Source organism: Telluria sp. LT2P34, from assembly GCF_059685915.1.
In genome coordinates this window covers 499,067-521,781 of sequence record NZ_JCASIN010000001.1, presented here as the reverse complement: position 1 = coordinate 521,781, position 22,715 = coordinate 499,067, and the positions used below count along the sequence as shown (strand labels likewise).

Sequence of the window (22,715 nt, the reverse complement as noted above, 5' to 3'; positions counted from 1 at the left end):
GCTCGCGGAACCGGATCAGCCGTGCGCCGCTCAAACAAGCATGTTCACGATCGTGCTCTTGCTGTACCTGCAGTGGCATCTCGAGGTCACGCTCGAGGGCAGCAGCCTGCGCGGCGTCTACCGCAACCGGGCCGAATGCGAGGACGCCGCCCTGCGCCTGCGCGGGCCGCTGCCGACCCCGCGCGGCTACGCTGCGGCATGGCATGACGCCGTCTGCCTGCCGATCGGGCGCGACGTACGCGTGAACGATGTGGCGCCGCTCGGCTTGGGCCAGTTGTTACGGCAGTCACCGCCGGAGGGCTGCGCAGCGGAAGGGGCGTGGCGCAGGGTGGCGGACTTGTGCGTGCCTGCGGGTGCAGCTGATCAATCGAGGAGGAAAAAACCATAGGCGGTGCAGACGGCTGGTCGGGCAGGTGGCGGCAAGCCCGCCGGTCAATTAATGACGTGTCCAGCTCGCGCCACTCGGGCAGGACGTCTTCCCGGCCGAGTGGCCGTCCGCCGGCCCCAGGCCGCCGACGCTGCCGCTGCGATAGCAGGCCACCCGGTCGCCGACGGTCTTGCGGTAGATGGTGACCCCGTCCGCCGCGGTATGGCTTTCGAGTATCGTGTCTCGCGAGATACCTGTCCGCGCGGCCGCGAAGGCTGCGGCGAAGCGCTCCCATTTGCGCTCCGGCTCGGCAGTAATGGGACTGCTGCCTTTGCGCAGTTCGCGGTCAATGCCCCCGGCCATGCGTTTCGATGTGGCCAGCAGCTCGCCGGGCAGGGCTGGCGCCAGCGCCTCGGCGGGCGGCGCCGCTTGCAGGGGTTCCGAAGCCGGCGTCGCCGCAGGCGTCGGCAATGGCGCCTGCGACCTGACGGGCAAACGGGCACGCGTCCGGAGAGGAGGAGAACGAGGAGGAGCGGCACTGGCCGCCGGCCTCGACCGGAGCTCGGTCGCGGCCCTGACGAACACGAAGGTCGATGCGGTCTCTGGCGCCGCGCGCGGAACCTCGTGCGAGGCGCCGCTCATCCAGGCCAGCACCAGCAGCAGATGCAGGCCCAGGGTGAGCGCGAGCGGCGTCAGCGGCCGCCTGCGGAAAGGCGGCGCCGTGCCCGTCATGCGCAACTTACTTCGGCGCCGTCATCGCCCCCTTGATGGTGACGCAGCGCTGGTCTTCCTGCTGGGCGTCGAGCAGGGTGCGGCGGGTACCGGCAGACAAGGTCTTCATCTGCGCCACGGCCGTGTCCAGGCGCTTGACGCTGGCCGGGGTGCAGCCCGTCGGGATCAGCGAATTGGCATAGGCACGCATGTAGACCGGGCCGGCCGCCTTGTCCAGCGCCGGCAATTGCGCCAGGCGCTTGGCCGCGGTCTGTTCGCCCAGCACGTTCTGCTCGGCTGGATACAGGTTGTTGATGGCGGTGCGCACTTTCGAGAACGGCAGTTTGGTCTGCAGGTCTTCCACCGTGCCCAGCCACTGCGCCTTGATTTTCGGGTCCGGACGGGCGACCGTGGCGGCCAGCGCCGCGGCCTGGCCGGCGTCGGAATTGTCGCGTTTCAGTTCGGCGTCGATGCGCGCGGCGCTGCCGGCATGGTCGAAGCGGTTCAGTTGGCGGATGATGGACCAGCGCAGGTCCTGGTTGATGGCCAGGCCTTCGACCGAGGCATTGCCGTCGACGATGGCGGCCAGGCGGTCGAGCGCGGCCGGCGTGCGGGCCAGGTAGACATAGCTGCCGAACCAGCGGCGCTGGAAGTTGTCGTTGCCCTTGTACGCCAGCACGCCATTCCATGCCATCGTCTCGAGGTCAGCGCCGGTCTGCGTCGCCCAGGCCGACTTCGCGCCCATCAGGTCCATGTATTCGCGGGCGACGGCCACCTTGCCGAGCACATCGCCGAGCAGGGTGTAATCCTTTTCCAGCGGTGCATTGACGAGCGCGGTCTTGATGAATTCGTTGAGCGGCAGCTTGCTGTCGCGCACGCCATCCCACAGGCTCTGCCACAGCATGGTGCGCAACAGGGCGTCGTCGACCTTGGCCAGGTTGCCGCGCGCGGTCTCGAAGGAGCGCTTGTCCAGCTGGACTTTGACAAAACCCCAGTCCTGGAAGTTCGGGTAGACCAGGTCCGGGCAAGCCGTGCCGACCAGGCTCGGCACACGGGTGGTCGCGCCCTTGTAGGTGACCGGCACGGTCTGCAGGGAGCGCATGCCGCCCTCGAGCTTGAACGTCGCCACTTGCACGCGCTGCTCGCGCAGCGTCGGCAAGGCCTTGCTCGGCGCGCTCTGCTGCAGCGTGAAGGCGCTGATCTTGCCGTTCGCACAGCTGAAGTTGGCGGCGATGGTGTTTACGCCCGCCTGGTACAGCCACTCGCGCGTCCAGCCGGACAAATCGCGTCCCGCCGCCTCGCCCAGGCTGCCGATGAAGTCGTCCAGCTTCGCGTTCTTGTACGAATACTTGGTCAGGTAGTTGTGGACGCCCTTGCGGAAGGTTTCCGCGCCCAGCAGGTGGCGCAACTGGACCAGGGTCGAGGCGCCTTTCGAGTAAGTGATGGCGTCGATGTTGTCGAACGCGTTCAGGGTCGAGGGCACCGGCACTTCGATCGGGTGCGTCGTCAGCTTCTGGTCCTGCACATAGGCGGCCTGCTTGCCGCCGGAGTAGAAGCTCTGCCAGGCATCCTTGAATTCGGTCGCCTCGGCGGTGGCCAGCGTGCCCATGAAGGAAGCGAAGCTCTCGTTCAGCCACAGGCCGTTCCACCATTGCATGGTGACCAGGTCGCCGAACCACTGGTGCGCCATCTCGTGCATGATCACCGAGGCCAGCGACTGGCGCTGGGCGTCGGTCATCTTCGCCTTGTGCAGGAAGCCCGCCTCGGCAAAGGTGATCGCCGCGGCGTTTTCCATGGCGCCATACAGGAAGTCCGGCACCAGCAGCTGGTCGTATTTTTCGAACGGGTAAGGAATGCCGAAATAATTATCGAAGAAGCCCAATCCCTGCCTGGTGTAGCGGAACCAGTCTTCCGGCGTGACCTGGGCGGCCACCGACTGGCGCGCGAACAGGCGCATCGGGTATTTGCCGGTCTTGTCTTCCCACACCTTGTAAGGGCCGGCATGCAGCGAGAAGTTGTAGGGGCTGAGTTTTTTGCTTGCCGGGAAGACCCAGCGGCGCATTGGCGCGGCGTTACTGGCGCCCGCATTTTCAATCGCGCTCTCGCGCATCGTCGAGATCACGTGCCAGTCTGCCGGGGCGATCGCGGTGACCTTGTAGGTGGCCTTCAGGTCAGGCTGGTCGAAGACGGCGAACATCTGGTGGGCCGCGGCCGGCTCGAAATGCGAATAGGTATAGACCCGCTTGTCGACCGGGTCGACCATGCGGTGCAGGCCTTCGCCATTCGTGCTGTGCAGGCGCTCGTAGGCGATGACGACGGTGTTGCGGCCTTTGACCAGGTCGGCGGCGGCGATCGTGATGAACCAGTTGTTGTACTTTGCATCGACCTTCTTGCCGTTGACCGTCACCGATTTCACGGTGGCCTTGTCGAGGTCGATCGTCAGCGGAGCGGCGTTGTCAGCCAGGTCGAAGGTCGCGGTGGTGACACCGCTGAAGGTCGGTTCGCCGGTCAGCGTGAATTCGAGCGCGTAATCGACGTTCGAGACACGCGCCGAACGGGCCGCCGCGTCCTGCTGCGACAGGTAGGCGTTCTCGGCGCGGGCAGCCGGCGCGGCATTGGCCGTCGCATTCAGGGCGAGGGCGGACGCGATGGCCAGGGCGATGACGGTGACGCGGGGTGCAAAAATGTTCAAGGTAGTTCCTCAGGAGGGGACGCCGGCGGGGGCCGCAAGCGGGTTGGCCATGTCGAATCGCGCAAGAATATCATGATTGCAACGCTTGGAAAACGTATGCATGCCCCGTAAAGCGGTTCGCGCGCTTCGCTTGCATGTCAGCGAAACAGTGTTGCGCTCCACGGTGATATACTCGCCGCCATTTTTACAAGCGGGCGCGTCCCACGAAAGGTCGAGATGAGCTGGATTTACCTGGTAATCGCGGGACTGCTTGAAGTGGCATGGGCAGTCGGGCTGAAATACACCGCCGGCTTCACCCGTCCGATCCCGACGGCGTTCACGCTGCTGGCGATGCTGCTGAGCGTCGGCATGCTGGGCCTGGCCTTGCGCAACCTGCCGCTGGGCACGGCGTATGCGGTCTGGACCGGCATCGGCACCATCGGCACGGCCGCGTTCGGCATGATGATGCTGGGCGAGCCGGCCGGCGCCTTGCGGATCGGCTCGATTGGCCTGATCGCACTCGGGATCGCCGGGCTGAAACTGCTGACCCCGGCTTAACGCGTCCTTGCCACGCGAAAACGGCGCCACCAGGGCGCCGTTCGCATCGTTCGGAAAAGCCGCGGCGCGCGCGTCGCGGCATGCAATTAACGGTAGAAGGCCTCGACCTTGCCTTTCAGCTTGATGAGCATCGGCTTGCCCTTGCGGTCCAGGGTCTTGCCGGCGGCGACCTTGATCCAGCCTTCGCTCAGGCAGTACTCTTCGACGTCGTGGCGGTCCTTGTCGTTGAAACGGATGCCGATGTCGTGCTGGAAGACGTCGCGGTTATGAAAAGGGCTGCTCGGGTCGATCGAGAGCCGGTCTGGAAGCGGGGGGAGGGTTGCGGTATCGTTCATGCTGCGAATTATCCCTCAGAACCGCGGCGCAGACAACGCCCGCGCCTGATCCAGTTCCTCACCCGCCGCATCAGTCGCGGCCGAAGCCCGGATTCGGCCGCGTCAGGTAATACCATTCCGAATTGGCCCCGGCTTTCGCGTCCGGGAACAGGATCCGGCCGCTGAATTCCGCCACCACCGGTGTGCCGTCGGCGCGGGTGCCGATCTGCTCGCCTTCGGCCACCGCGTCGAAACTGGCCCAGGGCTTGATGAAGGCGTCCAGGGCGTCCTGCTTGTCGTGCACCACCACCATTTGCAGCGCCTCCATCTCTTCGAAGGGAACTGGTTCCGGCTGGGGAGCGTCGATCAGTCCGAGGTGGGCCAGGGTGTTCATGATGGCGAGGTAAGCCACTTGCGGCGCTTGTGGATCGGTGTGCTGGCCGCATTCGAGCGTCAGGGCATAGCCGCCCGTGGTGCGCATGAACTCGGTGGTGCCGACGCCATAGCGCAGCACGGTTTCCAGTTCGGCCGCATTGCCCCCGGTGCTGCGTGCGCGGCGCTGCACCCCGCCGCCATAGGCCGCCAGCCAGCCGGTGACGAAGCGGCGCACGCCCAAACGGCGGGCGAGGGCGCGTTCCTTTTCGGCGTGCTCGAAGGGCTCGAGCGGGCCGTCGTTGTTGGCCGGGCCGACCATCACGAAGGGCTCGCCGTGCGCCGCGTTGAACGAGTGCAGGTCGAGCAGCACGTCGTGCTGGGCCAGCAGCGGGCAGAGCCAGTTGGCGATGCGGTCTTCGAAGTCTTGCGGCGCCTCTTTCGGAAACAGGTTGCGGTTCAGGTTGCGGTCGCCGTTGCGCTCGTTTTTCGCATAGGCGAGCGGGTTGACGATCGGAACAAACGTGACGCTGCCGGCCTCGATGCGCAGCGCGCCGCTGTCGAGCTCGGCCATGACACGCCGGATCGCTTCGGTGCCGCAGATTTCGTTGCCATGGGTCGCGCCCATGATGATCACGCTCGGGCCTTCCTGCATCCCGGTATAGTTGACGAATTTGAATTGCAGGTTCGGAAGGGAGTGCATGCGTGGTAATCCAGGGAAATAACGGTGCCGCTATTTTATCGGGAAAAGCGGGCAGCCTGCGCCTGCACGGCCTCGATACCTTGCGTGCGCTCGCCGTCACGCTGGTCGTGCTGCACCACTACACCCTGTTCGTGTCGAACGACGACGCCACCTTCGGCTGGGTCGGGCGGATCGGCTGGACCGGCGTCGACCTGTTCTTCGCCCTGTCGGGCTATTTGATCGGCAACCAGATCTTTGCCGCCATGCGCACCGATGCCGGCCTCTCGCTGAAGAATTTCTATGCGCGCCGCCTGCTGCGCACGCTGCCGAATTATGTTGTGATCCTCGCCATCTATTTTTTGTGGCCGGCCTGGCGCGAGGGCGCTCCCCTGGCGCCACTGTGGCGCTACCTGAGCTTTACCCAGAACCTCGCCCTGGCGCCAGGCACCGCCTTCTCGCACAGCTGGTCGCTCGCCATCGAAGAGCAGTTTTACCTGCTGCTGCCGGCGCTGGCCCTGTTCGGCGCCGCGTTGCGCTGGCGCATTGCCGGAGCCTGGGCCGTGCTCGCGCTGGTGGTGGCGGGCGGGATGCTGTTGCGTTGGAGCCTCTGGAGCGAGCATGTCGACGGCGCCCGATACGGGACCTGGTTTTATTACAAGCTCATTTATTACTCGAGCCTGTGCAGGCTCGACGAACTGGTGGCAGGCGTGGCGCTGGCGCTGCTGAAAAACCGGCATGCGCGCATCTGGTCACGCCTCGCACAGGACGGCAACCGCTGGCTGCTTGCCGGCAGCGCGGTGACCGCCATGACCTTCTGGCTGCTGCTGGAAGATCGCTACAGCTTCGCCGCGACCGTGTTCGGCTACCCGCTGCTGGCGCTCGGCTTCGGCCTGTTGATCCTGGCCGCGCTGTCGAAGCGTTCGCTCCTGCGCGCGCTGCGCGTGCCCGGCGCGGGCAGCCTCGCGCTCTGGTCGTATGCGATCTACCTGGCGCACCGGGGAGTGTGCGCGATCGCCGCGCCCCTGCTGGCCGAGTGGGGCTACGGGCCGCAGACGCCGCCGGCGATCCTGGCCCTGCTGGCGCTGTCCGTGCTGTCGGGCTGGCTGCTGTACCGGGTGGTCGAGACCCCGTTCATGCTGCTGCGCGAGCGTCGTTTCCCCAGCAATCTGCAGGGCAGCGCCGCTTTCAGTCCTGCGCCTCGATGACATCGAAGGCGGCCGGCATCGCACCCAGGAAGGCGAGCGTCGCATGCACGCGCTCGCGCATGTCCTGGCCCTCGGTCGCTTCGATGGCCGCGCGCAGGCCGGGCCTTGCTTCGAGCGTGTGCGGGCTGCGGTAGGCCTCCACCAGCAGCGCCACCAGTTCGAGGGGCGCCGCGCCCGAGCGGCGCAGGCGGGTCTCGACCACGCCGAGCAGGGTGCGTTGCATGGCCGGCGTCGGGTTCTGGATGTAGGCGAGCACCGAAGGGGTGTTCGCGATCGATTCGCACAGGCTGCGTTCGATGGCGTCGGGCTTGAGGTCGGAGGCGACATCGAAATAGGCCCGCTCCCAGCGCGTGCGCGCGTACGGGTGGCCGGCGGGGAAGCGGTAGATGGTCTCGAAGCCCAGCGCGTGGCTGGCGCGCGAGAGCCAATCGAGCAGGATCGGAGTCAAGGGCATGGCAGGCAGTTTAACGCAAGGCCCGACTATCCGCCGAAGCGCCCCGCGCGAAAATCCTCGAACGCCTGCTGCAGTTCGGCCTGGGTGTTCATCACGAAGGGGCCGTGCTGCGCGATCGGCTCTTTTAATGGCCGGCCCGCGAGCAGCAGCAGGCGGGTTGGCACCGCCGCCTTGACCACGATGGCGTCGGCGCCTGGGGCGTTGTCGAAGATCGCCATGCGCGACTGCGCCACGCCGCGTCCGGCCACCACCGCCTCGCCGCGGAACACGTAAAGGAAGGCGTTGTGCGTTTCAGGCAGCGGCTGCTCGAACGACGCCCCCGCCGGCAGTTCGACGTCGAGGTAGAGCGGCTCGGTACCCGGGCGCTGCACGGCGCCGGCCACGCCGTGGCTGGTCCCGGCAATCACCTGCACGGTCACGCCATTGTCGAGAGTAAGGCGCGGGATGTCGGCGTTCGGAATGTCGCGGTACCAGGGCGCAGTCATCTTGTCTTTCGCCGGCAGGTTGAGCCACAACTGGAAGCCTTCCATCAGCCCGTCGTCCTGGGCCGGCATCTCGGAGTGGATCACGCCGCGCCCTGCCGTCATCCACTGCACGCCGCCGCTGGTGACCAGGCCCACGTTGCCGGCGCTGTCGCGGTGGCGCATGCTGCCGGCCAGCATGTAGGTGATGGTCTCGAAGCCGCGGTGCGGGTGCTCGGGAAAGCCGGCGATGTAGTCGCCCGGCTTGTCGCTGCCGAATGCATCGAGCATCAGGAAGGGGTCGAGGCGGCGCTGCAAGGCGCCGGTCAGCACGCGGTTGATCTTCACGCCGGCGCCGTCCATGACGGCCTGGCCGGCGATCACGCGCTCGACCCCGCGCGCCCTGGTCACGGTGTCCATGATCAAGCCAGTGCGGCGACGGCGGCGTCGGCTTCTGCGCGGCCCTGGGCCGAGGCTTCCGGACCCATGGCCTGGGCGGCCGAATACACGAAAGTGTGCTCGGTCATGCCGAGGAAGTTCAGCAGCATGCGCACGAAGGGCACCTGCGGGTCGGCGTCGACCGGATAGACGCCGCCGCGGGCGGTCGCCACGAACACCTTCTTGTTCTTCAGCAGGCCTTCCGGGCCGCTCTCGGTATAGCGGAAGGTCACGCCGGCACGGGCGATCGCGTCGAACCAGCTTTTCAGCTGGACCGGGATGCCGAAGTTGTACATCGGTGCGCCGATCACGACCACGTCGGCAGCCTGCACCTGGGCGATCAGGGCGTCGTCGAGCGCCACGCGGGCGGCTTGTTCGGGGCTGCGGTTTTCGGCAGGGGTGAACAGGGCGCCAAGCGTCGCTTCGTCCAGCACCGGATGCGGATCGCGCGCCAGGTCGCGGGTCACGACATGCGCGCCCGGGTTGGCGGCGAGCAGGCGGGCGACGATGCTGCCGGCGACACGGCTCGACTCGGATTCGGCGCCGCGCAGGCTGGAGGTAATTTGCAGGATGTTCATCTGGCTTCCTTCATGTGGGGTTGGTGAGGCAATGAAGTCAGTGTATCCATTCCAAAAACAATGCGGAAGGCGCTAGAATGGATAACATTATTCAGCCAGTGGAACAATCATGGATGTCGAACCGAATGACTTGCTGCTGTTTGCCCGCATTGTCGAGGCCGGCAGCTTCAGCCGCGCCGCCGAGCGCGTCAAGCAACCGAAATCGACCGTCTCGCGCCGCATCTCCTTGCTGGAGGCGCGCCTGGGCGAGCGCCTGCTGCAGCGCACGACGCGCAAACTCGTCGTCACCGAGTTCGGCGCCAGCCTGCTCGAACACGCGCGCCGCGTGCTGGAAGAATCGGAAGCGGCAGGCGCGCTGGCCCAGCACCGCCAGGGCGCGCCCAGCGGCCGCCTGCGCATCTCCCTGCCGGCGGACTTCGCCAACCTCGGCATGAGCACGATGATCGGGCGCTTCCTGGATCGCTATCCGGCGGTGAGCGTGGAACTCGATCTGTCGCCGCGCCGGGTCGACCTGCTGACGGAAAGCTTCGACATCGCGATCCGCATGGGCGACCTGCCGGACGACGCCTCGCTCAACGCGCGCCGCATCACCCTGCAGCGCTTCGGCCTCTACGCTTCCCCGTGCTACACGGCGCTGCGCGGCCTGCCCGAGCATCCCGACGACCTGCTGGCGCACGACGTGCTCTGTCTGCTCAGCCGCAGCGGCGGCGCCTTGCCCTGGATACTCACGCGCGGCAAGGTGCGCTGGGAGCGCGCGCTGCCGGCCCGCCTGACCGCGAACTCGCCGGATCTGTTGGCGCGCATCGCCGTCAGCGGCGCGGGCATCGCCGCCACCTCGGAACTGTTCGCGCTGCCGCTGGTGAAAAAAGGGGAACTGGTGCGGGTGCTGCCGGAGTGGGATTTGCCGGCGGCGACCGGCTGGGCGGTGTTTCCGGGGCGGCGCCTGATGCCGGCCAAGACGCGCGCGTTTCTGGACATGATGGAAGAAGTCACATGCGGAGAAGCGGAATGAGAATATTAAAAACGCTAAGCAGTGGCTTGGATCGACACTGCCTGTTGGCGATCTCGTTGCTGGCGAGTAGTTGGCCGGCCGGCGCTGAAATTCGGGTCAGTGGCGCCCCATAAAAGATGAATTTCAGCTTGAATGCGAATCCCGCATCGGTATCAAGGGCCAGGCCAAGCCTGTGGTTTGACGTTGAGGTGGAAATTACCGACTGATTTTCAAGCCGGCCGGTTTCCCATCATCTCGCCCAGCCTCACCTTGCGCTCCGGCGCCCAGTCAGGATTGAACTCGATCGTCTTTTCCCTGAACAGCATGACGACGGTCGACCCGAGCAGGAAGCGTCCCATTTCCTCGCCCTTTTTCAGCAGCACCGGCTGTGACTCGTAAGTCCATTCGGCGACCCGCCCCAGGCGCTGCGGGTTGACCACGCCATGCCAGGGCGTGGCCATGCTGCCGACGATGGTGGCGCCGACCAGCACCATCACGAACGTGCCGAACTCCTCGGACTCGAACACGCACACCACGCGCTCGTTGCGCGCGAACAGGCCGGGCACGCCGCGCGCCGTGGTCGGGTTGACCGAGAACAGGGCGCCCGGCACGTAGATCATGCGCGTCAAACGGCCGTCGCAGGGCATGTGCAGGCGGTGGTAATCCTTCGGGCTCAGGTACAGATTGGCGAAGCTGCCGTGCTGGAAGTGGGCGGCCAGCGAGGCATCGCCGCCGACCAGTTCGGCCGTTGTGAACTTGTGGCCCTTGGCCTGCAGGATGTGGTGGTCGTCGATCGCGCCGAACTGGCTGATCGCGCCGTCGACCGGGCAGACGAAATCGGCCTGGGCCAGCGGGCGCACGCCGTCCTTCAAGGGACGCGTGAAGAATTCGTTGAAGCTGGCGTAGCTGGCGATGTCCGAATTGGCCGCCTCGTCCATGTTGACGCCGTACTTGCCGACGAACCAGCGGATCAGGCGGGTCGTCATCGCTCCGCCGCGGTGGCCGGCGACGCGGCCCGCGAACGACGTCATCGCCTGTTTCGGCATCAGATATTGCGGCAGTACTTTAAAACGGTCGGACACGATGGCAGCCCTTTATTACTTGTGATGATGGCGAATTATAAATAAGCAGCGTTCTCGTGCATATCTTTGTTTGCACGGCGCATCTGCCAAGTGTAGCGCATGGTCTCGCTGCGAAAGCAAGGATCCCTACCACAGCGGGGCATGCATATCGAAAATATGTGCTACAGAGTAACCCAAACGGAGAAAACTCACGGACAATACGATCTCATAAACTTGCTGGTCTGATATGTATATCTCCTCTTCGCTTCGCCTGACCGTGATGGCCGCCTTGCTGGCCATCGCCTTCCCCCTGCATGCCCAGGAAACGCCACCGGCGCCGGCCGCCGCCAAGCCAGTGCAGGCCAGGAGCGCCGATCCTGAAGAAAAGATCCAGAAGGTCGAAGTGCGCGGCACGGCTGAGGGCTACGATCCGCGCCGCGACGACACCGCCACCAAGATCGTCGTCGGCCAGGAAGAAATCGCGAAATACGGCGACACCAGCGTGGCCGACGTGCTCAAGCGCGTGCCCGGCATCACCGTCAGCAGCCCGAACGGGCGCGGCGGCGAGATCCGCATGCGCGGCCTGGGCGCCGGCTATACCCAGATCCTGGTCAATGGCGAACGCGCGCCCGCCGGCTTTTCGATCGACTCGCTCTCGCCCGACGTCATCGAGCGTATCGAAGTGCTGCGCGCGGCCAGCGCCGAGTTCTCGACCCAGTCGGTGGCCGGCACCATCAACATCGTGCTGAAGAAAACCATCCGCACCGGCCAGCGCGAATTCAAGATCGGCACGCGCACCGGCGGCGGCTTCGATGGCCCGACCGCCAACTTCCAGCTGTCGGACAAAGTAGGCAAGATGTCGTATGCGATCGCCGGCAGCGCCATGTACGAAGGCTTCGCGCGCAGGCCGCCGAGCGATGAGCAGGCCTTTGACGCGAGCGGCCGCCAGACCCTGTCTCGGGCGACGCTGGGCGACGAAAAAGGGCGCCTGAACCTGTTCAACCTGGCCCCGCGCCTGAACTGGACCCTGGAAAACGGCGATACCCTGAGCGCGCAGACCTTCGTGAACGTGGCGCGTTTCCGTAACCAGAACCACGAAGTCACGACCACCACGCTGGGTACGCCATCGCCGTATCCGGAAACCGAATCGACCACGCGTTCGGACAACGACGTCCTGCGTACCGAGCTGAACTGGGTGCATAAAATGGCCGGCGGCGCCAAGCTCGACGTCAAGGCCGGCGTGGTCGGCGGCCAGAACACAACCACCCAGCGGCGCTGGACCCCGGCCGGCGCCGGCCGTCCGCTCGATACCGCCATCCTCAACGAAGCCGACGAGCTGGGCGCGACCACGGTCGGCAAGTACAGCCGGACGATTTTCGACGGCCACGCGCTGGCCATGGGCTGGGACGGCGGCTGGGGCGTGCGCGAGGACGTCCGCACCGAGACCGAAGCGGGCCGCTTTGTCCTGCCCGGCCTGCCGGGCGGGGGCGAACAGTTCAAGGCGGAGGTGACGCGCTTTGCGGCCTATGCGCAGGACGAATGGAACCTGACCCCGCGCTGGTCGCTGTACCTCGGCGCGCGCTGGGAAGGCATCCGCACCCGCGCCACCGGCAACACCTTCGCCAGCGCGCGATCGAGCTCGAACGTCTGGAGCCCGGTGATGCAAACCCTGTACAAGCTCCCGGACACCAAGGGCGACCAGGTCCGCCTTGCGCTGACCCGCACCTACAAGGCGCCGAACCTGCCGCAACTGATGCCGCGCCGCCAGACCTCGATCGACAACCGCTCGACCGATCCCGATTTCGCCGGCAATCCGGCCCTGAAGCCCGAGTTGGCGCTGGGCATCGACGCCTCCTACGAGCATTACTGGGCCGAAGGCGCGCTGCTGTCGATCAGCGGCTCGATGCGCCGCATCGACGGCTATACGCGCAGCCAGGTCAGTTTCGACGGTGCGCGCTGGGTGGCGATGCCGACGAATACCGGCCAGGCCATCACGCGCGGGCTGGAACTGGAAACCAAGTTCCCCTTGAAAGCGCTGATGAAGGATGCGCCCGCGATCGACCTGCGCGCCAGCGTCAGCGCCAACTGGTCGAAGGTGGACGGCGTGCCGGGCCCGGACAACCGCCTCGATGGCCAGGCTCCGCTGTCGGGCAACTTCGGCGTCGACTACAAGAAGGGCGACCTGACCACCGGCGCCAGCCTGGCCTGGCGCCAGGACGCGACGATCCAGGTGTCCGAGCGCCAGACCGCCTTCCTCAAGGGACGGCGCGACCTGGAAGCCTATGCCCTCTACAAGTTCACTCCGAAGCAGCAGCTGCGCGTGGCCTTGTCGAACATCCTGGGCGAGGATTTCTCGAACCGCTCGACCTTCGTCGAAGCCAATCGCACCGTGGTGCGCAACTTCAGCTTCCCGGCAGGACCATCGCTGCGGGCGACGCTGGAGCTGAAGTTCTAGGCGGCAGCCGGGTTACAGCAGGCTGAGGATGTCGGCCTCGATGGCCGGCAGCTTGCCGGCATGCTGGGACAAGCGGTCGGCGTCCCGGTTGCGGTGACGCGGCACCCAGCGCAGCCTGGCCGCCGGCAGCTGCGCGAGCAGGGCATTGACCCGGGCGTGGTAGGGGCGCAGCACGGGCGCGCTGCTGTCGAACGGCCGCTTGACGTCGTCGATCACGACCTGGCTGTCGCCGTAGACGGTCAGCTCGCCGCAGCCGCCGGCGCCGATCTCCAGGGCCGCTTCCAGCACCGCGATCAGCGCCAGGTATTCGGCTTCGCTGCTGTTGCCGTAGCCGGCCGCGCGCGACAGTTCGATCAGTTCGCCCGCCGGCCCGCGCAGCAGGCCGCCAATGCCGCAGCGCCCGGGATTGGGCCGCGCCGAGCCGTCGAACCAGCCGCTCCAGGCGGTGGGGGCGCCAAGCTTGCCCGCCTCGCGCAAGGCGCGCTCCGCCCGGCGCGCCGCCGCCCGTTCCAGCACGCGCGCCGCTTCGGCGCGGCGCAGTGCGGCGCGTTCGGCCAGCAGGGCGTCGATGCCGGCCGCGCCGGCACTTGCCTCCAGCACCTGGCGCAGCGCGCTCTCGAAAGGCAGCCCCTCGCGCAGGACGAGCTTGCGGCAGGCGGCAAGTTCGCTCCGGTTGGCGGCGGTTTGCAGGCGGAAGAGATCGGTCATCCCGCCAGCATAAAGCAAAAAAGCGCCCCTTTCGGGGCGCTTCTTCATTTCGCTTCATCCATTAACGGCGGTATGGATTGTTCGGGTTGTAATCGCGGTCGTTGCGGCGGCCATCGCCGTCGCGATCGCGGTCATGGCGGTTGGGCACGCCATCGTTGTCGAGGTCGCGGTCATACCGGTTCGGCACGCCATCGCGGTCGGTGTCGCGGCGGCGATTCTCGTAACGGTCCGGGATACCGTCGCGGTCGCGGTCGCGGCCGCCATAGTAGCCGTCGCGGCCGCCGTGGTAAGCGTCGCGTCCGTAGCCACCATTACCGTAGGCATAATTGCGGTCACCGCGGTGCGAGGACCAGCCGCCTTGCTGCATGTACCAGCGGCCACCGCGCTGCTGCCAGGCCGGCGGGGCATACACATAGCCCGGACGCTCGACGATATAGCTGCCGGGGATCCAGTGATGGCGGCGGCCGTTCCATGCCCAGTAGCCCGGCACCCACACGTGGCCCCGGCGCACGCTTGGCATGCGTTCGTACAGGGGCGCCGGCGGTGCAGTGCCGATATACAGTTGGACATCGGTTTGCGCCATCGATGGCAGCGGTGCATACGCTGCGGCGCCAAGTGCGATCAGGGTAACGAGAGGAAGGCTGCGTTTCATTTTGGTCTCCATAATCCAAAGCGGATGATTCATATTATCAATCGCGAGGACGCAATGGGGCCTTTGACGCAAGTGCTTACATCTGATACAGAACCGGGGAAAGTTGTTGCAACTACGGGGCTGGGAGAGCGATAAAGCGGGGGCAGGCAGGGGGTCAGGCCATGTCCGTGCAGGACATGGCCCGGGTGCGGCGGGCAATCAAATACGGCTCCCGCCGGCACGGCGCTCGGCCAGCACGAGGAACTGTTTTTCCGCGGGGCTCAGGCGCTTGCCCTTGACCACGACGACCGCCATCCTGGTTTCGGTGGCGATGCTCGAATCCTGGATGACGGCCCGGCTGGCGTGGGCTTGCGGCAGGGCGTCGGTGAAATAGCTTGCCGACCCGGCTGCTGCGAGGGCAACGACGAAAACGGCTTCCATGTGCTTGACGAGGTTCACGGTGTTTCTCCTTGCAGGGGTGGTGGGGAATGTGTCCACTCTAGTCCCGCCGGTGAGGGAGGGCCACCGGATTGCGACAAGCCGCATGAAAAGCGGGATGGCCTGCATAAAACCCGGTGCGACGTGCCGCCAACTCCGGTCAACCCGGCCGTATCTGCATGCTTTTCCTCTCCCCCCGCTAGGAAGTCCCGGGAACGCATCGGCCGCGGCCGCCAGGAGGAAGGGATGGAGGAATGATCGCCACGTTATTCGAAGGCTTGCGCGCACGGCGCCTGGCATGGCGGCGCGCGCGCAACCTGCGTGCCGGGCGCGCCAGGGCGCAGCCGGCGCGGACGCCGGCAGCGCCGCTCAGCCTTCGCATCCCTGCCGGCCCGGTTTTCTGGCTGGGCATGGCCGGCTGTGTGCTGGCCATTGCCGGTGCGGCCGTCATCGCCGGCCACGCGCGCTCCCTCGGCGCGGCGGTGTCGGGCCGCTCGCAGGAGGCCGGCTTGCGTTCGCTCGCCACCTTTCAGCCGGCGCTGCCCGGCCTGGCCTTTCGCGTGCCGGTGCAACCCGGCGTCACGCTTGAAGCCCAGCCGGGCGGGGCGCTGCTGGTCCTGTCCGGCATGCGCGCGGCGCAGCCGGTCGTCATCGACCTGTGCAGCCAGACGCTGGAGGGGAGCGGCGCGCGCCTGGCGCCGCTGCGGATCGGCTATCGCTTCGCCGATGTGGCGCGCTGGGTCGCGCGCAACGAGTCCGGCGCGGCGCCCGTCACGCTCAGGAACGTGGTACTGGCCGGCGACGCCATGCCGCGCGTCGATATCACGGGCACGGCCGCCAGCGAAACGCTGCAGCTGGCCTGGCACGGAGCCCAGGCGCGCTGGATCGGCGATGCGGCGGCCGGCGCCGTGTCGAGCGGCGCGCGCGGCGCGGCCGTGCTCGGGCGCGACGGCTGGCTGCTGTGGGCCGGCCGGCACGCGCTGCGGGTAACGCGCCGTGCCAGCGGCGCCTGCCCCCTGGCAGGCGAACTGGTGCTGACGCGTTACCGTCCTGCGCCAGGACTGGCGGCAACGGCCCTCGTAGCCGCCTTCCCACGGCACGGCGCCGTGCGCAGCGCCATGCTGGCGCCGGGCGATTACCGGGTGCCGAACGTGGCCCCGGCGCGCCTCGAGGACGGCGCCCTGTTCGACAGCCTGCAGGCGCGCGGCCTGGTGCGCCTGGCGCACTCCGGCATGATCGAAACCGCGCCGCGCGACCTGGCCGCCTGGCGCGCCGCCCCTGCCGCGCAGCGCTCGGCCGACCTCGGCGCCTGGGATGGCGTGCTGCTCGACGACAGCGCGCGCCGCCTGCTCGAACGCCTGCACGGGCGCGCCGATGGCGCCTATGTGCGCGAGCAGATCCGGATCTTCAATGCCGAACGGCGCCTGCTGGCCTGGCGCGTGCGCCCGGATGCACAGGGTGCCTGGCAGGCCGAGGCCGGCGCCGTCGCGCTCGCCGGCGGCGCGCCGATGCCGCTGGCGGCCTCGCGCCTGTTCGAACGCCTGCCCGAGGGCTGGGCGCCGTGGCAGCGGGTGGCCGACTGGCCGGCCGGCGCCGCCAGCGCGCGGCTGGCCCTGACGCTTCCCCGGGCAGCCAGCGGCGCCGAGCGCATTGCCGTACTGCTGGCCGGACGCGTGCGCGCCGTCGAGGGAGCGCGGGTGGCCGCGCTGCGCCCGGTCTGTGGCGGGCGCGCCTGCCTGGGGCCAGGCGATGTGGCCGAGCTGGTGCTGACTCCGCTGGCAGGAAGCCGCCGCATCGTGATCGACGCCGCGCCGCTCGACCTGGCCGGCATGGCGGGAAGCGGCGACGCCGCCTGGCGTCACCTGCGGGTGGAACACCAGCGCCTGGCCTGGAAGCCGCTGGCGCAGCCGTCCATGCCGGCCCTCAGCGCGCCGCCCGCCGCGAGTGGCGCGCCGGTACTGCTGGCCGACCGCGCGGGCGCGCCGCTCTGGCAGGCCGGCGCCGCCAGCGCCGCGGCGCGGTCGGCTGGCCTGGCGCCGCTGCTGGGCCTGCACGCCGGGCATGCCAACAGCATCGCCGGCATGCTGGCGCGGCTGCCGTCCCCGAATGGCCGCGCCCACGCCGCAAGCCTGAGCCTGGACCTCGGCCTGCAGCGCGCCAGCCAGGATGCCCTGGAGTGCGCCGGCCTGCGCGGCGGCCGCTGGGACGGGGTGCGCTGCCAGGGTGGCGCCGCGCCACCGCCGGGGCGCCAGGCCGGCCTGGTGCTGCTCGACACGGGCAATGGCGACATCCTGGCCGCCGCCAGCGCCGGCGCCGGCGTGGCGCCGGCAACCCCTTGGATCGAAGTGCGCGACTTCGACCGTGTCGATCCGGCGCGCAGTCCCCTGCGCCAGGCGGCGCTGCAGCACGACGGCGGCGCCGAACGCAGCCCCGGCTCGACCTTCAAGATCGTCAGCGCGCTCGGCCTGGAGCTGGCGGCGCAGCGCGATCCGCGCCTCGATGCGCTGTTGCAGGGCATGCCGCTGGCGTCGATCGATGCGCTGGCGCGCGGCGCCGGCTTCGATTTCCGCAGCAGCGCCGCAAGCTATCCAGCCAGCGGCAAGCTGGCGCACATCACCAACTTCCGCGACGGCACCCTCGAGCGCCGCGTCCAGGACGGCAAGCTGGGACTGGCCCAGGCGCTGACCTACAGCCTGAATACCTGGTTCGCCTGGACCGCCGAACTGGGCGACGCCAGCCTGTTCGGAAAAGCCGGCGGCGGCGCGCCCAGCCTGCGCGCGCTCGAAGCCGATTCCGATCCGGGCCTCGGGCCGCACCCGCTGGCGGGGATACGTCCGATCGCCGACATGGCGCGCCGCCTCGGCTTCGGAGGGGCGCTGGCGCTCGACGGCGGCCTGCTGCCGGCTGACTACGACTGGCGCCACTGGGATGCGCTGCAGGCCAGCCGCGCCGGGATCGACCCGATCGGCTCGCGCCACGAAGTGCGCCAGATGGCGATCGGCCTGCGCATGCAGGCAACCCCGCTGCACATGGCGATGGTCGCCGGGGCGGTCGGCGAAGGCCGCGCCATCGTGCCGCGCCTGCTCCTGAGCCTCGACGGGCGGCCTGCGCAAAACGCGCCTGGCGCGCCGCTCGGCGTGCGCCTGGACCGGGTGCGGGCGGGGCTGCAGGGCGTCGTCACGCGCGGGACCGCCGCAAGCGCCTTCCGCGCGCGCGAATTCGATGGCCTGCGCGCCGGCCTGTACGGCAAGACCGGCACCGCGCCGATTGGCCAGGATGGCCAGGCGACGGTCTGGTTCACCGGCTGGCTCGAGCCCGGCAGCATCCCCGGCCAGACCCGCCGGCTCGCGTTTGCCGCCTTCGTCAGCCGCTCCGGCGCCACCGGCGGCGAGCATGCGGCGCCGGTGGTGGCCGCGCTGCTGCGCTCGATGCTGATGGAGGCGTCCAGGACGAAAGCGAACTGACGCGCTCCAGCGCGCCTTCCCCTCCAGCTCCTGTGGCATGATTGACAAAAGTCGTTTGCCCGAAACAACATTGGATGGAGAGGACGGTATGCGTTTACCGGGAACCCGGTACCAGGAGCCTGGCTGGGAAGGCGTGCGCAAACTGCTCGGCGCCTGCTCGCTCGATGCCTTTGCGCGCTGCAACCCGCTCGAGCTGCTGGCCCCGGCGCCGCTGGAGGCGTCGCTGGCGCTGTACGTCGATTCTCTGGCCGAGGCGCTGCACGCCCAGCGCGGCGGCGCGCGCTTTCATGCGAGCGCCAACAGTTACGGCGATTCGAGCGGAGAACTGGCCCTGCTGCTCGCTTACGAACTGGCGGCGCGGCCAGCCGACTGGGAAGCCTTTCGCAGCGCGCTGGGCAAGGAGCACGCGCGCGTTCCCGCGTTCTGGCGCCAGCCGGGCGGTGAAGCGTCGCTGCGCAAGAAGGTGAACGACATGTTTGCCGTCCTGCGCGACAAGGTCGACGCCGACAACTACCAGGCCGCCTGCGGCCGTCCCTGCAGCCCGAACCGCATTTATGCCTACCGCATGCTCGACACCGCCTATGGCGAACTCGCGCGCTTGTTCGCCGGCTGGCGCGAGCACCGCGCGCAAGTCGGCGCCATCCTCGGGCGCACCCTGGAGTCCAGCCTGCCGATCGAGGTGCGCCAGCTGCAGACCATCGCCGCCTGCCGTCCCGAGTGGATCATGCGCTGGTCCGAAACCCTGGAACGCTTCAGTGGCGCCGCCGGTCCGCTGCACACGCGATCTAAGCGCTTCGACAGCCTGAAGAACAATCCCGGCAAGATCCGCGAGATGCTGGCCGAGATCGGCGAATACGAGTCCCTGTCGAGCAATCGCGACGCCGACTGGCTGCACGAGCGCGAAGCCGCCGGCGCCTGGCTGGAAGATGTTCAGCGCGTGCTGAGCGAGTCCGAGGAAGCGTGCACGCCCGGTCCGGACCTGATCCTGGAAGCGGCGCAGGACGAGCTGGACGCGTTTCCGGCACCGGAACCAAGCGCCACGAGCGGCGCGGCGCCGCCGGAGGATGATCCGCTTGAACTCGCGCGCGCGCAGTCGGTTTCACTGCCCCCCGGCTTTGTTCGTGCGGCGGGCCTGGCCGAGGATGCGGGCAGCTGGAGCGCGCGGCTGCTGGCGCGCGAAGCGCTGCCGGTGCGCCTGGCGGTCTACCTGAAGCTGCTCGGCGGCGTCGACGACAGCTATCCGGATGCCTGGTGCGACCCGGCCACCGGCGCGCTGCCGACAATGGCGCAGCTGGCGGCCTTGATGGATGTCTCGCTGCCCACTTTGCGCAAGCGGCGCGATGCGGCCATCGGCAGGCTGCAGGGGGAAGCATGGAGCAGCACTACAAACGGGAGGACAGAGTGAATACACGAAGCACGAACACGATTACCGAGGCGGACCTGGAGCGCAAGCTGCGCGGGCGCCTGCTGCTGCGCCCGCGGGTCGAAGGCGACCGCCTGGTGCTGGCCGACGCGGTGCTGTTGGCGGCCCTGGACGCCAGCCGTCCCTTGACCGGCGGCGAGCGCGCCGCGCTGCAGGCATCGCCCTTGACGACGCGGCGCCTGCGTACGCTGGCTTTGGCGCGCCACGCCGCGGCGTCATCGGCTGCGCCTGCGAACGAAGCTTCCTGGACGGGCAGCGGCGGCATGCTGCGCGCCGCCGACAGCGGCGCCGCGCTCGACGTGCTCGGCACCGACGACGGCTACTGGCGCCTGCATTTCGTCGATGCCGCCGGCGCGCGCAGCGTGATCCTGCAACTGCTGCCCGATGCGCCGTTCGCCGCGCGCCTGCTGCGTGCGACAGCGCCCGTGCGCGTGCTCGACGGCGCCGGCGCCGAGGTGCTGGCAGGCCGCCTCGACCCGGACGGCGAATGCGAAGCGCCATGGCCTTTCGCGGATGCGCCGTCCGTCCATTTCCAGGGCGCCGGTGCGCGCTTCAGCGTGCTGCCTGCAGAGACGCCCGCGCCATGATGTTCGAGCTGTTCGGCCGGATCGCAGGCAGCCCGGCTGCGGACGCCGCCGGGCTCGGGACGGAGCTCATCGCGCGTTCAATCGACTCGAACTGCTCTCTGCCGGCGGGCGCCATCGGCGTCGTCGCCGGCCCCGGCGGCCACACGCGCCGCGTCAGCGCGGGCGGGCGCATGGTGCTGGCCAAAGGCGAGGCCGCATGGTGCTTCCATCCCGGTCCGTATCGCTGCCTGCTGGCGCCGTTTGCCGCCGCGCCCGAAATTGGCCTCGCCACCAGTTTTGTGGTCGACAGCCCGGATCCGCGCGTCGCCCAGCAGCGTTTCGATCTTTACCTGGCGAGCGAAGCGGCGGCGCAAACCAGCCTGGCCGGTTTCGCGGCGCAGGCCGAGGCCGCGCTGCAGCGCGAGCTGGCCCAGGGCAACCTGCACTTGCCGCCCTGCGCCACGCTCGACGAGTGGAACGCTTTTCGGGGCGGCTTCAACCAGCTGATGTATACGCGCTTCGGCGTGACCGTCGAGGATTGCGTGCCGGTCGACCTGGCCGGCAGCCGCGACTACGCGCGCGAATTGCAGGCGCGCGTGGCGGTGCAATGCGCCGACGCCATGCCAGCCGCCGACATCGGGGCCACGATGTCGGCCCCGATGTCGGCCGAGCTCGAGCCGGCCCGGGACGACGCGCGCGCGCTGCGCCGCCTTTTCCTGGAACTGCCCGGCCTGATGTGCGGCCTGCGGCTGGCCGCGCTGCCAGAGGGAAAAGGCTTGTTCCGCCAGCAGCAGGCATTGCTGAACCGCCTCGACCTGCTCAGCCTGGCGGCGAATACGATGCCGGCGCTCAGCCTGGCTGCACCCGGCCAGCCGCTGGCGCCGGCGCAGCAACTGCGGCGCGCGCGCCACAGCGTGCGGGCCGCGAACGCCCTCGACGAAGCCTGGGCGCTATTGGCCAGGTTCGAGCGCGCCGCCGACGATGCGGGAATCGCCGCCTTGCTCGACGATGCCGACCGCATCGTCGCCAACCTCGAACATGCCATGGACGGGCGCAAGCGGGTGGCGCCGGCCGAGGAAGACGCATGAAGGCCCGGAGCGCATGGCCGGACAGCGCCCGCGTCGCCAGCCTGCTGGCCGACGGCAGCCTGGCATGGGTGACGGCCACGCGTCGCCCACGGGGCGGGCGGGCCGAGCTCAAGTGCAGCGCACCCGGTGCGCCGGCCCTGGCGCTGCGCATGGCGCAGGTGGCGCGCCTGGCGCGGCTGACCGAGGCGCGCCACGACAGCCGTGACCAGGTCGTCATCAGCATCGACCGCGCGCCGGGCCCGCGGGAACGCGACTGGGAACTGGCCGTCGTCCTGGCCGACCGCACCGTGCGCGGCCTGGTGGCGGCGCGCGAGGGCCTGGTGGCCAACGGCTGGTCGGACGCCTGGGAGCGCGGCCGCGTCGAGGGCCATGACCTGCGTGGCGCTGCGCCGGGAACCCTGCTCGGCGGCGCCGGGCATCTGCAGCATCTCGGGGCCCTGTCGGGCCAGCCCGACGTGGCAGCCTCGGTGTCGAGCGCGCGCGCCTGGTTCCCGCTGCACAGCGGCGGCGTCAACGACGCGCTGTGCTGGGTCGAAGTGAGCGTCTATCCGCTGCCTGAATCGGACCCGGCAGACGAGGATGCGATCGCCGCGCCCGGCCTGGACGGCGCGCGCCAGGCGGCGGTGCGCCATGCGCTGCTGGGGGCACGCCACTTCGACGGCCAGGCCGGCGCCCGCTGGCGCACGACGGTGCGCTTCGGCCAGGATGGCTTGCACGGCAGTTCCTGGGAACTGGCGCTGGTGCTGGCCGACCGCATCGCGCGCGGGCGCGAGTTCGTCCCGCTCGGCCGCATCATCGCCAGCGGATGTTCGGGCGCCTGGCATGCGGGCCAGGTCGATGCGGTCGAGGGCCTGCACCCGAAGTGCGCGCTGATCGAGCGCGAAGTGCAATCCGGCGACCGGGTGCTGTTGCCGCGCGCCTGGGAAGCCAATTTGCCGGAGGGCTTCAACGAAGCCTTGCGGCGCAAAGGCGCCAGCCTGGCTTGCATCGACCGCATCGGAATCATTTAGCGCGCCTGACAATAGCCCCATGGCAGCGTTGCATCGTCTCGCCGTACTCGCGTACTGTCTTCGACGACG

21 protein-coding genes are annotated in these 22,715 nt (G+C 68.6%); 10 read left to right on the top strand and 11 right to left on the bottom strand.

Features of this window, described 5'->3' with window-relative positions:
- Nucleotides 1–40: 40 nt before the first annotated feature.
- Entirely contained in the window at nt 41–388 is a 348-nt protein-coding gene (locus tag AC56KZ_RS02340) for a hypothetical protein (RefSeq protein ID WP_497160522.1), read from the top strand.
- A gap of 48 nt (nt 389–436) precedes the next feature.
- On the opposite strand, the gene AC56KZ_RS02335 is transcribed toward AC56KZ_RS02340, so the two are convergent.
- Together AC56KZ_RS02335 and pepN are read right to left on the bottom strand one after the other, a co-directional pair.
- Entirely contained in the window at nt 437–862 is a 426-nt protein-coding gene (locus AC56KZ_RS02335; RefSeq protein ID WP_497160521.1) for a hypothetical protein, read from the bottom strand.
- Between the two features lie 244 nt (nt 863–1,106).
- A complete protein-coding gene (gene pepN / locus AC56KZ_RS02330) occupies nt 1,107–3,770 on the bottom strand; it encodes an aminopeptidase N (protein WP_497160520.1) in 2,664 nt (887 codons plus the stop codon).
- A 216-nt stretch (nt 3,771–3,986) separates the two neighbouring features.
- On the opposite strand from pepN, the gene sugE reads away from it, so the two are divergent.
- Nucleotides 3,987–4,307 carry a quaternary ammonium compound efflux SMR transporter SugE gene (gene sugE, locus AC56KZ_RS02325; RefSeq protein ID WP_497160519.1) on the top strand — a complete coding sequence of 107 codons (321 nt, stop codon included), beginning with the start codon at nt 3,987–3,989 and terminating at the stop codon, nt 4,305–4,307.
- Nucleotides 4,308–4,393: 86 nt separating this feature from the next.
- Here sugE and AC56KZ_RS02320 read toward each other — a convergent pair whose 3' ends face one another.
- On the bottom strand, nt 4,394–4,642 hold the full coding sequence (locus AC56KZ_RS02320; RefSeq protein ID WP_497160518.1) for a DUF3297 family protein: 249 nt from the start codon (nt 4,640–4,642) through the stop codon (nt 4,394–4,396).
- A 70-nt stretch (nt 4,643–4,712) separates the two neighbouring features.
- On the bottom strand, nt 4,713–5,696 hold the full coding sequence (locus tag AC56KZ_RS02315; RefSeq protein ID WP_497160517.1) for a succinylglutamate desuccinylase/aspartoacylase family protein: 984 nt from the start codon (nt 5,694–5,696) through the stop codon (nt 4,713–4,715).
- A 2-nt stretch (nt 5,697–5,698) separates the two neighbouring features.
- Here AC56KZ_RS02315 and AC56KZ_RS02310 point away from each other — a divergent pair, with 2 nt between their 5' ends.
- Complete coding sequence (locus AC56KZ_RS02310) at nt 5,699–6,880, top strand: acyltransferase family protein (RefSeq protein WP_497160516.1); 1,182 nt, start codon at nt 5,699–5,701, stop codon at nt 6,878–6,880.
- Here AC56KZ_RS02310 and AC56KZ_RS02305 read toward each other — a convergent pair.
- Genes AC56KZ_RS02305 through AC56KZ_RS02295 form a run of 3 tightly spaced genes read right to left on the bottom strand, consistent with a single transcriptional unit; the run spans nt 6,861 to nt 8,811 of the window.
- Nucleotides 6,861–7,334 carry a hypothetical protein gene (locus tag AC56KZ_RS02305; protein WP_497160515.1) on the bottom strand — a complete coding sequence of 158 codons (474 nt, stop codon included), beginning with the start codon at nt 7,332–7,334 and terminating at the stop codon, nt 6,861–6,863. The genes AC56KZ_RS02310 and AC56KZ_RS02305 overlap by 20 nt on opposite strands.
- Nucleotides 7,335–7,360: 26 nt before the next feature.
- The gene (locus AC56KZ_RS02300) at nt 7,361–8,215 is read right to left on the bottom strand and encodes a pirin family protein (protein WP_497160514.1); all 855 of its coding nucleotides are present in this window, start codon (nt 8,213–8,215) and stop codon (nt 7,361–7,363) included.
- 2 nt (nt 8,216–8,217) lie between these two features.
- Nucleotides 8,218–8,811 (bottom strand): FMN-dependent NADH-azoreductase, encoded by a 594-nt coding sequence (locus AC56KZ_RS02295; protein WP_497160513.1) that lies wholly within the window; start codon nt 8,809–8,811, stop codon nt 8,218–8,220.
- A 109-nt stretch (nt 8,812–8,920) separates the two neighbouring features.
- On the opposite strand from AC56KZ_RS02295, the gene AC56KZ_RS02290 reads away from it, so the two are divergent.
- Entirely contained in the window at nt 8,921–9,823 is a 903-nt protein-coding gene (locus AC56KZ_RS02290; RefSeq protein WP_497160512.1) for a LysR family transcriptional regulator, read from the top strand.
- Between the two features lie 209 nt (nt 9,824–10,032).
- Here AC56KZ_RS02290 and asd read toward each other — a convergent pair whose 3' ends face one another.
- Nucleotides 10,033–10,884 carry an archaetidylserine decarboxylase gene (gene asd, locus AC56KZ_RS02285; protein ID WP_497160511.1) on the bottom strand — a complete coding sequence of 284 codons (852 nt, stop codon included), beginning with the start codon at nt 10,882–10,884 and terminating at the stop codon, nt 10,033–10,035.
- Between the two features lie 226 nt (nt 10,885–11,110).
- On the opposite strand from asd, the gene AC56KZ_RS02280 reads away from it, so the two are divergent.
- A complete protein-coding gene (locus tag AC56KZ_RS02280; protein ID WP_497160510.1) occupies nt 11,111–13,318 on the top strand; it encodes a TonB-dependent receptor plug domain-containing protein in 2,208 nt (735 codons plus the stop codon).
- A 12-nt stretch (nt 13,319–13,330) separates the two neighbouring features.
- On the opposite strand, the gene AC56KZ_RS02275 is transcribed toward AC56KZ_RS02280, so the two are convergent.
- The 3 genes from AC56KZ_RS02275 to AC56KZ_RS02265 form a co-directional block, all read right to left on the bottom strand.
- Nucleotides 13,331–14,026, bottom strand: a complete 696-nt coding sequence (locus tag AC56KZ_RS02275; RefSeq protein WP_497160509.1) for a ribonuclease HI family protein — start codon at nt 14,024–14,026, stop codon at nt 13,331–13,333.
- Between the two features lie 61 nt (nt 14,027–14,087).
- A complete protein-coding gene (locus AC56KZ_RS02270; protein WP_497160508.1) occupies nt 14,088–14,678 on the bottom strand; it encodes a YXWGXW repeat-containing protein in 591 nt (196 codons plus the stop codon).
- 198 nt (nt 14,679–14,876) lie between these two features.
- Entirely contained in the window at nt 14,877–15,116 is a 240-nt protein-coding gene (locus AC56KZ_RS02265) for a hypothetical protein (RefSeq protein WP_497160507.1), read from the bottom strand.
- 233 nt (nt 15,117–15,349) lie between these two features.
- Between AC56KZ_RS02265 and AC56KZ_RS02260 the strand changes: the two genes are divergently transcribed.
- The 5 genes from AC56KZ_RS02260 to AC56KZ_RS02240 all read left to right on the top strand — a co-directional run bounded on the left by AC56KZ_RS02260 (nt 15,350) and on the right by AC56KZ_RS02240 (nt 22,646).
- Nucleotides 15,350–18,559, top strand: a complete 3,210-nt coding sequence (locus AC56KZ_RS02260) for a penicillin-binding transpeptidase domain-containing protein (protein ID WP_497160506.1) — start codon at nt 15,350–15,352, stop codon at nt 18,557–18,559.
- 88 nt (nt 18,560–18,647) lie between these two features.
- Nucleotides 18,648–19,964 (top strand): hypothetical protein, encoded by a 1,317-nt coding sequence (locus AC56KZ_RS02255; protein ID WP_497160505.1) that lies wholly within the window; start codon nt 18,648–18,650, stop codon nt 19,962–19,964.
- A complete protein-coding gene (locus AC56KZ_RS02250) occupies nt 19,961–20,569 on the top strand; it encodes a hypothetical protein (protein ID WP_497160504.1) in 609 nt (202 codons plus the stop codon). The genes AC56KZ_RS02255 and AC56KZ_RS02250 overlap by 4 nt, the downstream gene beginning before the upstream one ends.
- On the top strand, nt 20,566–21,636 hold the full coding sequence (locus tag AC56KZ_RS02245; protein WP_497160503.1) for a hypothetical protein: 1,071 nt from the start codon (nt 20,566–20,568) through the stop codon (nt 21,634–21,636). The genes AC56KZ_RS02250 and AC56KZ_RS02245 overlap by 4 nt, the downstream gene beginning before the upstream one ends.
- Nucleotides 21,633–22,646 carry a hypothetical protein gene (locus AC56KZ_RS02240; protein ID WP_497160502.1) on the top strand — a complete coding sequence of 338 codons (1,014 nt, stop codon included), beginning with the start codon at nt 21,633–21,635 and terminating at the stop codon, nt 22,644–22,646. The genes AC56KZ_RS02245 and AC56KZ_RS02240 overlap by 4 nt, the downstream gene beginning before the upstream one ends.
- Nucleotides 22,647–22,715 lie beyond the last annotated feature (69 nt).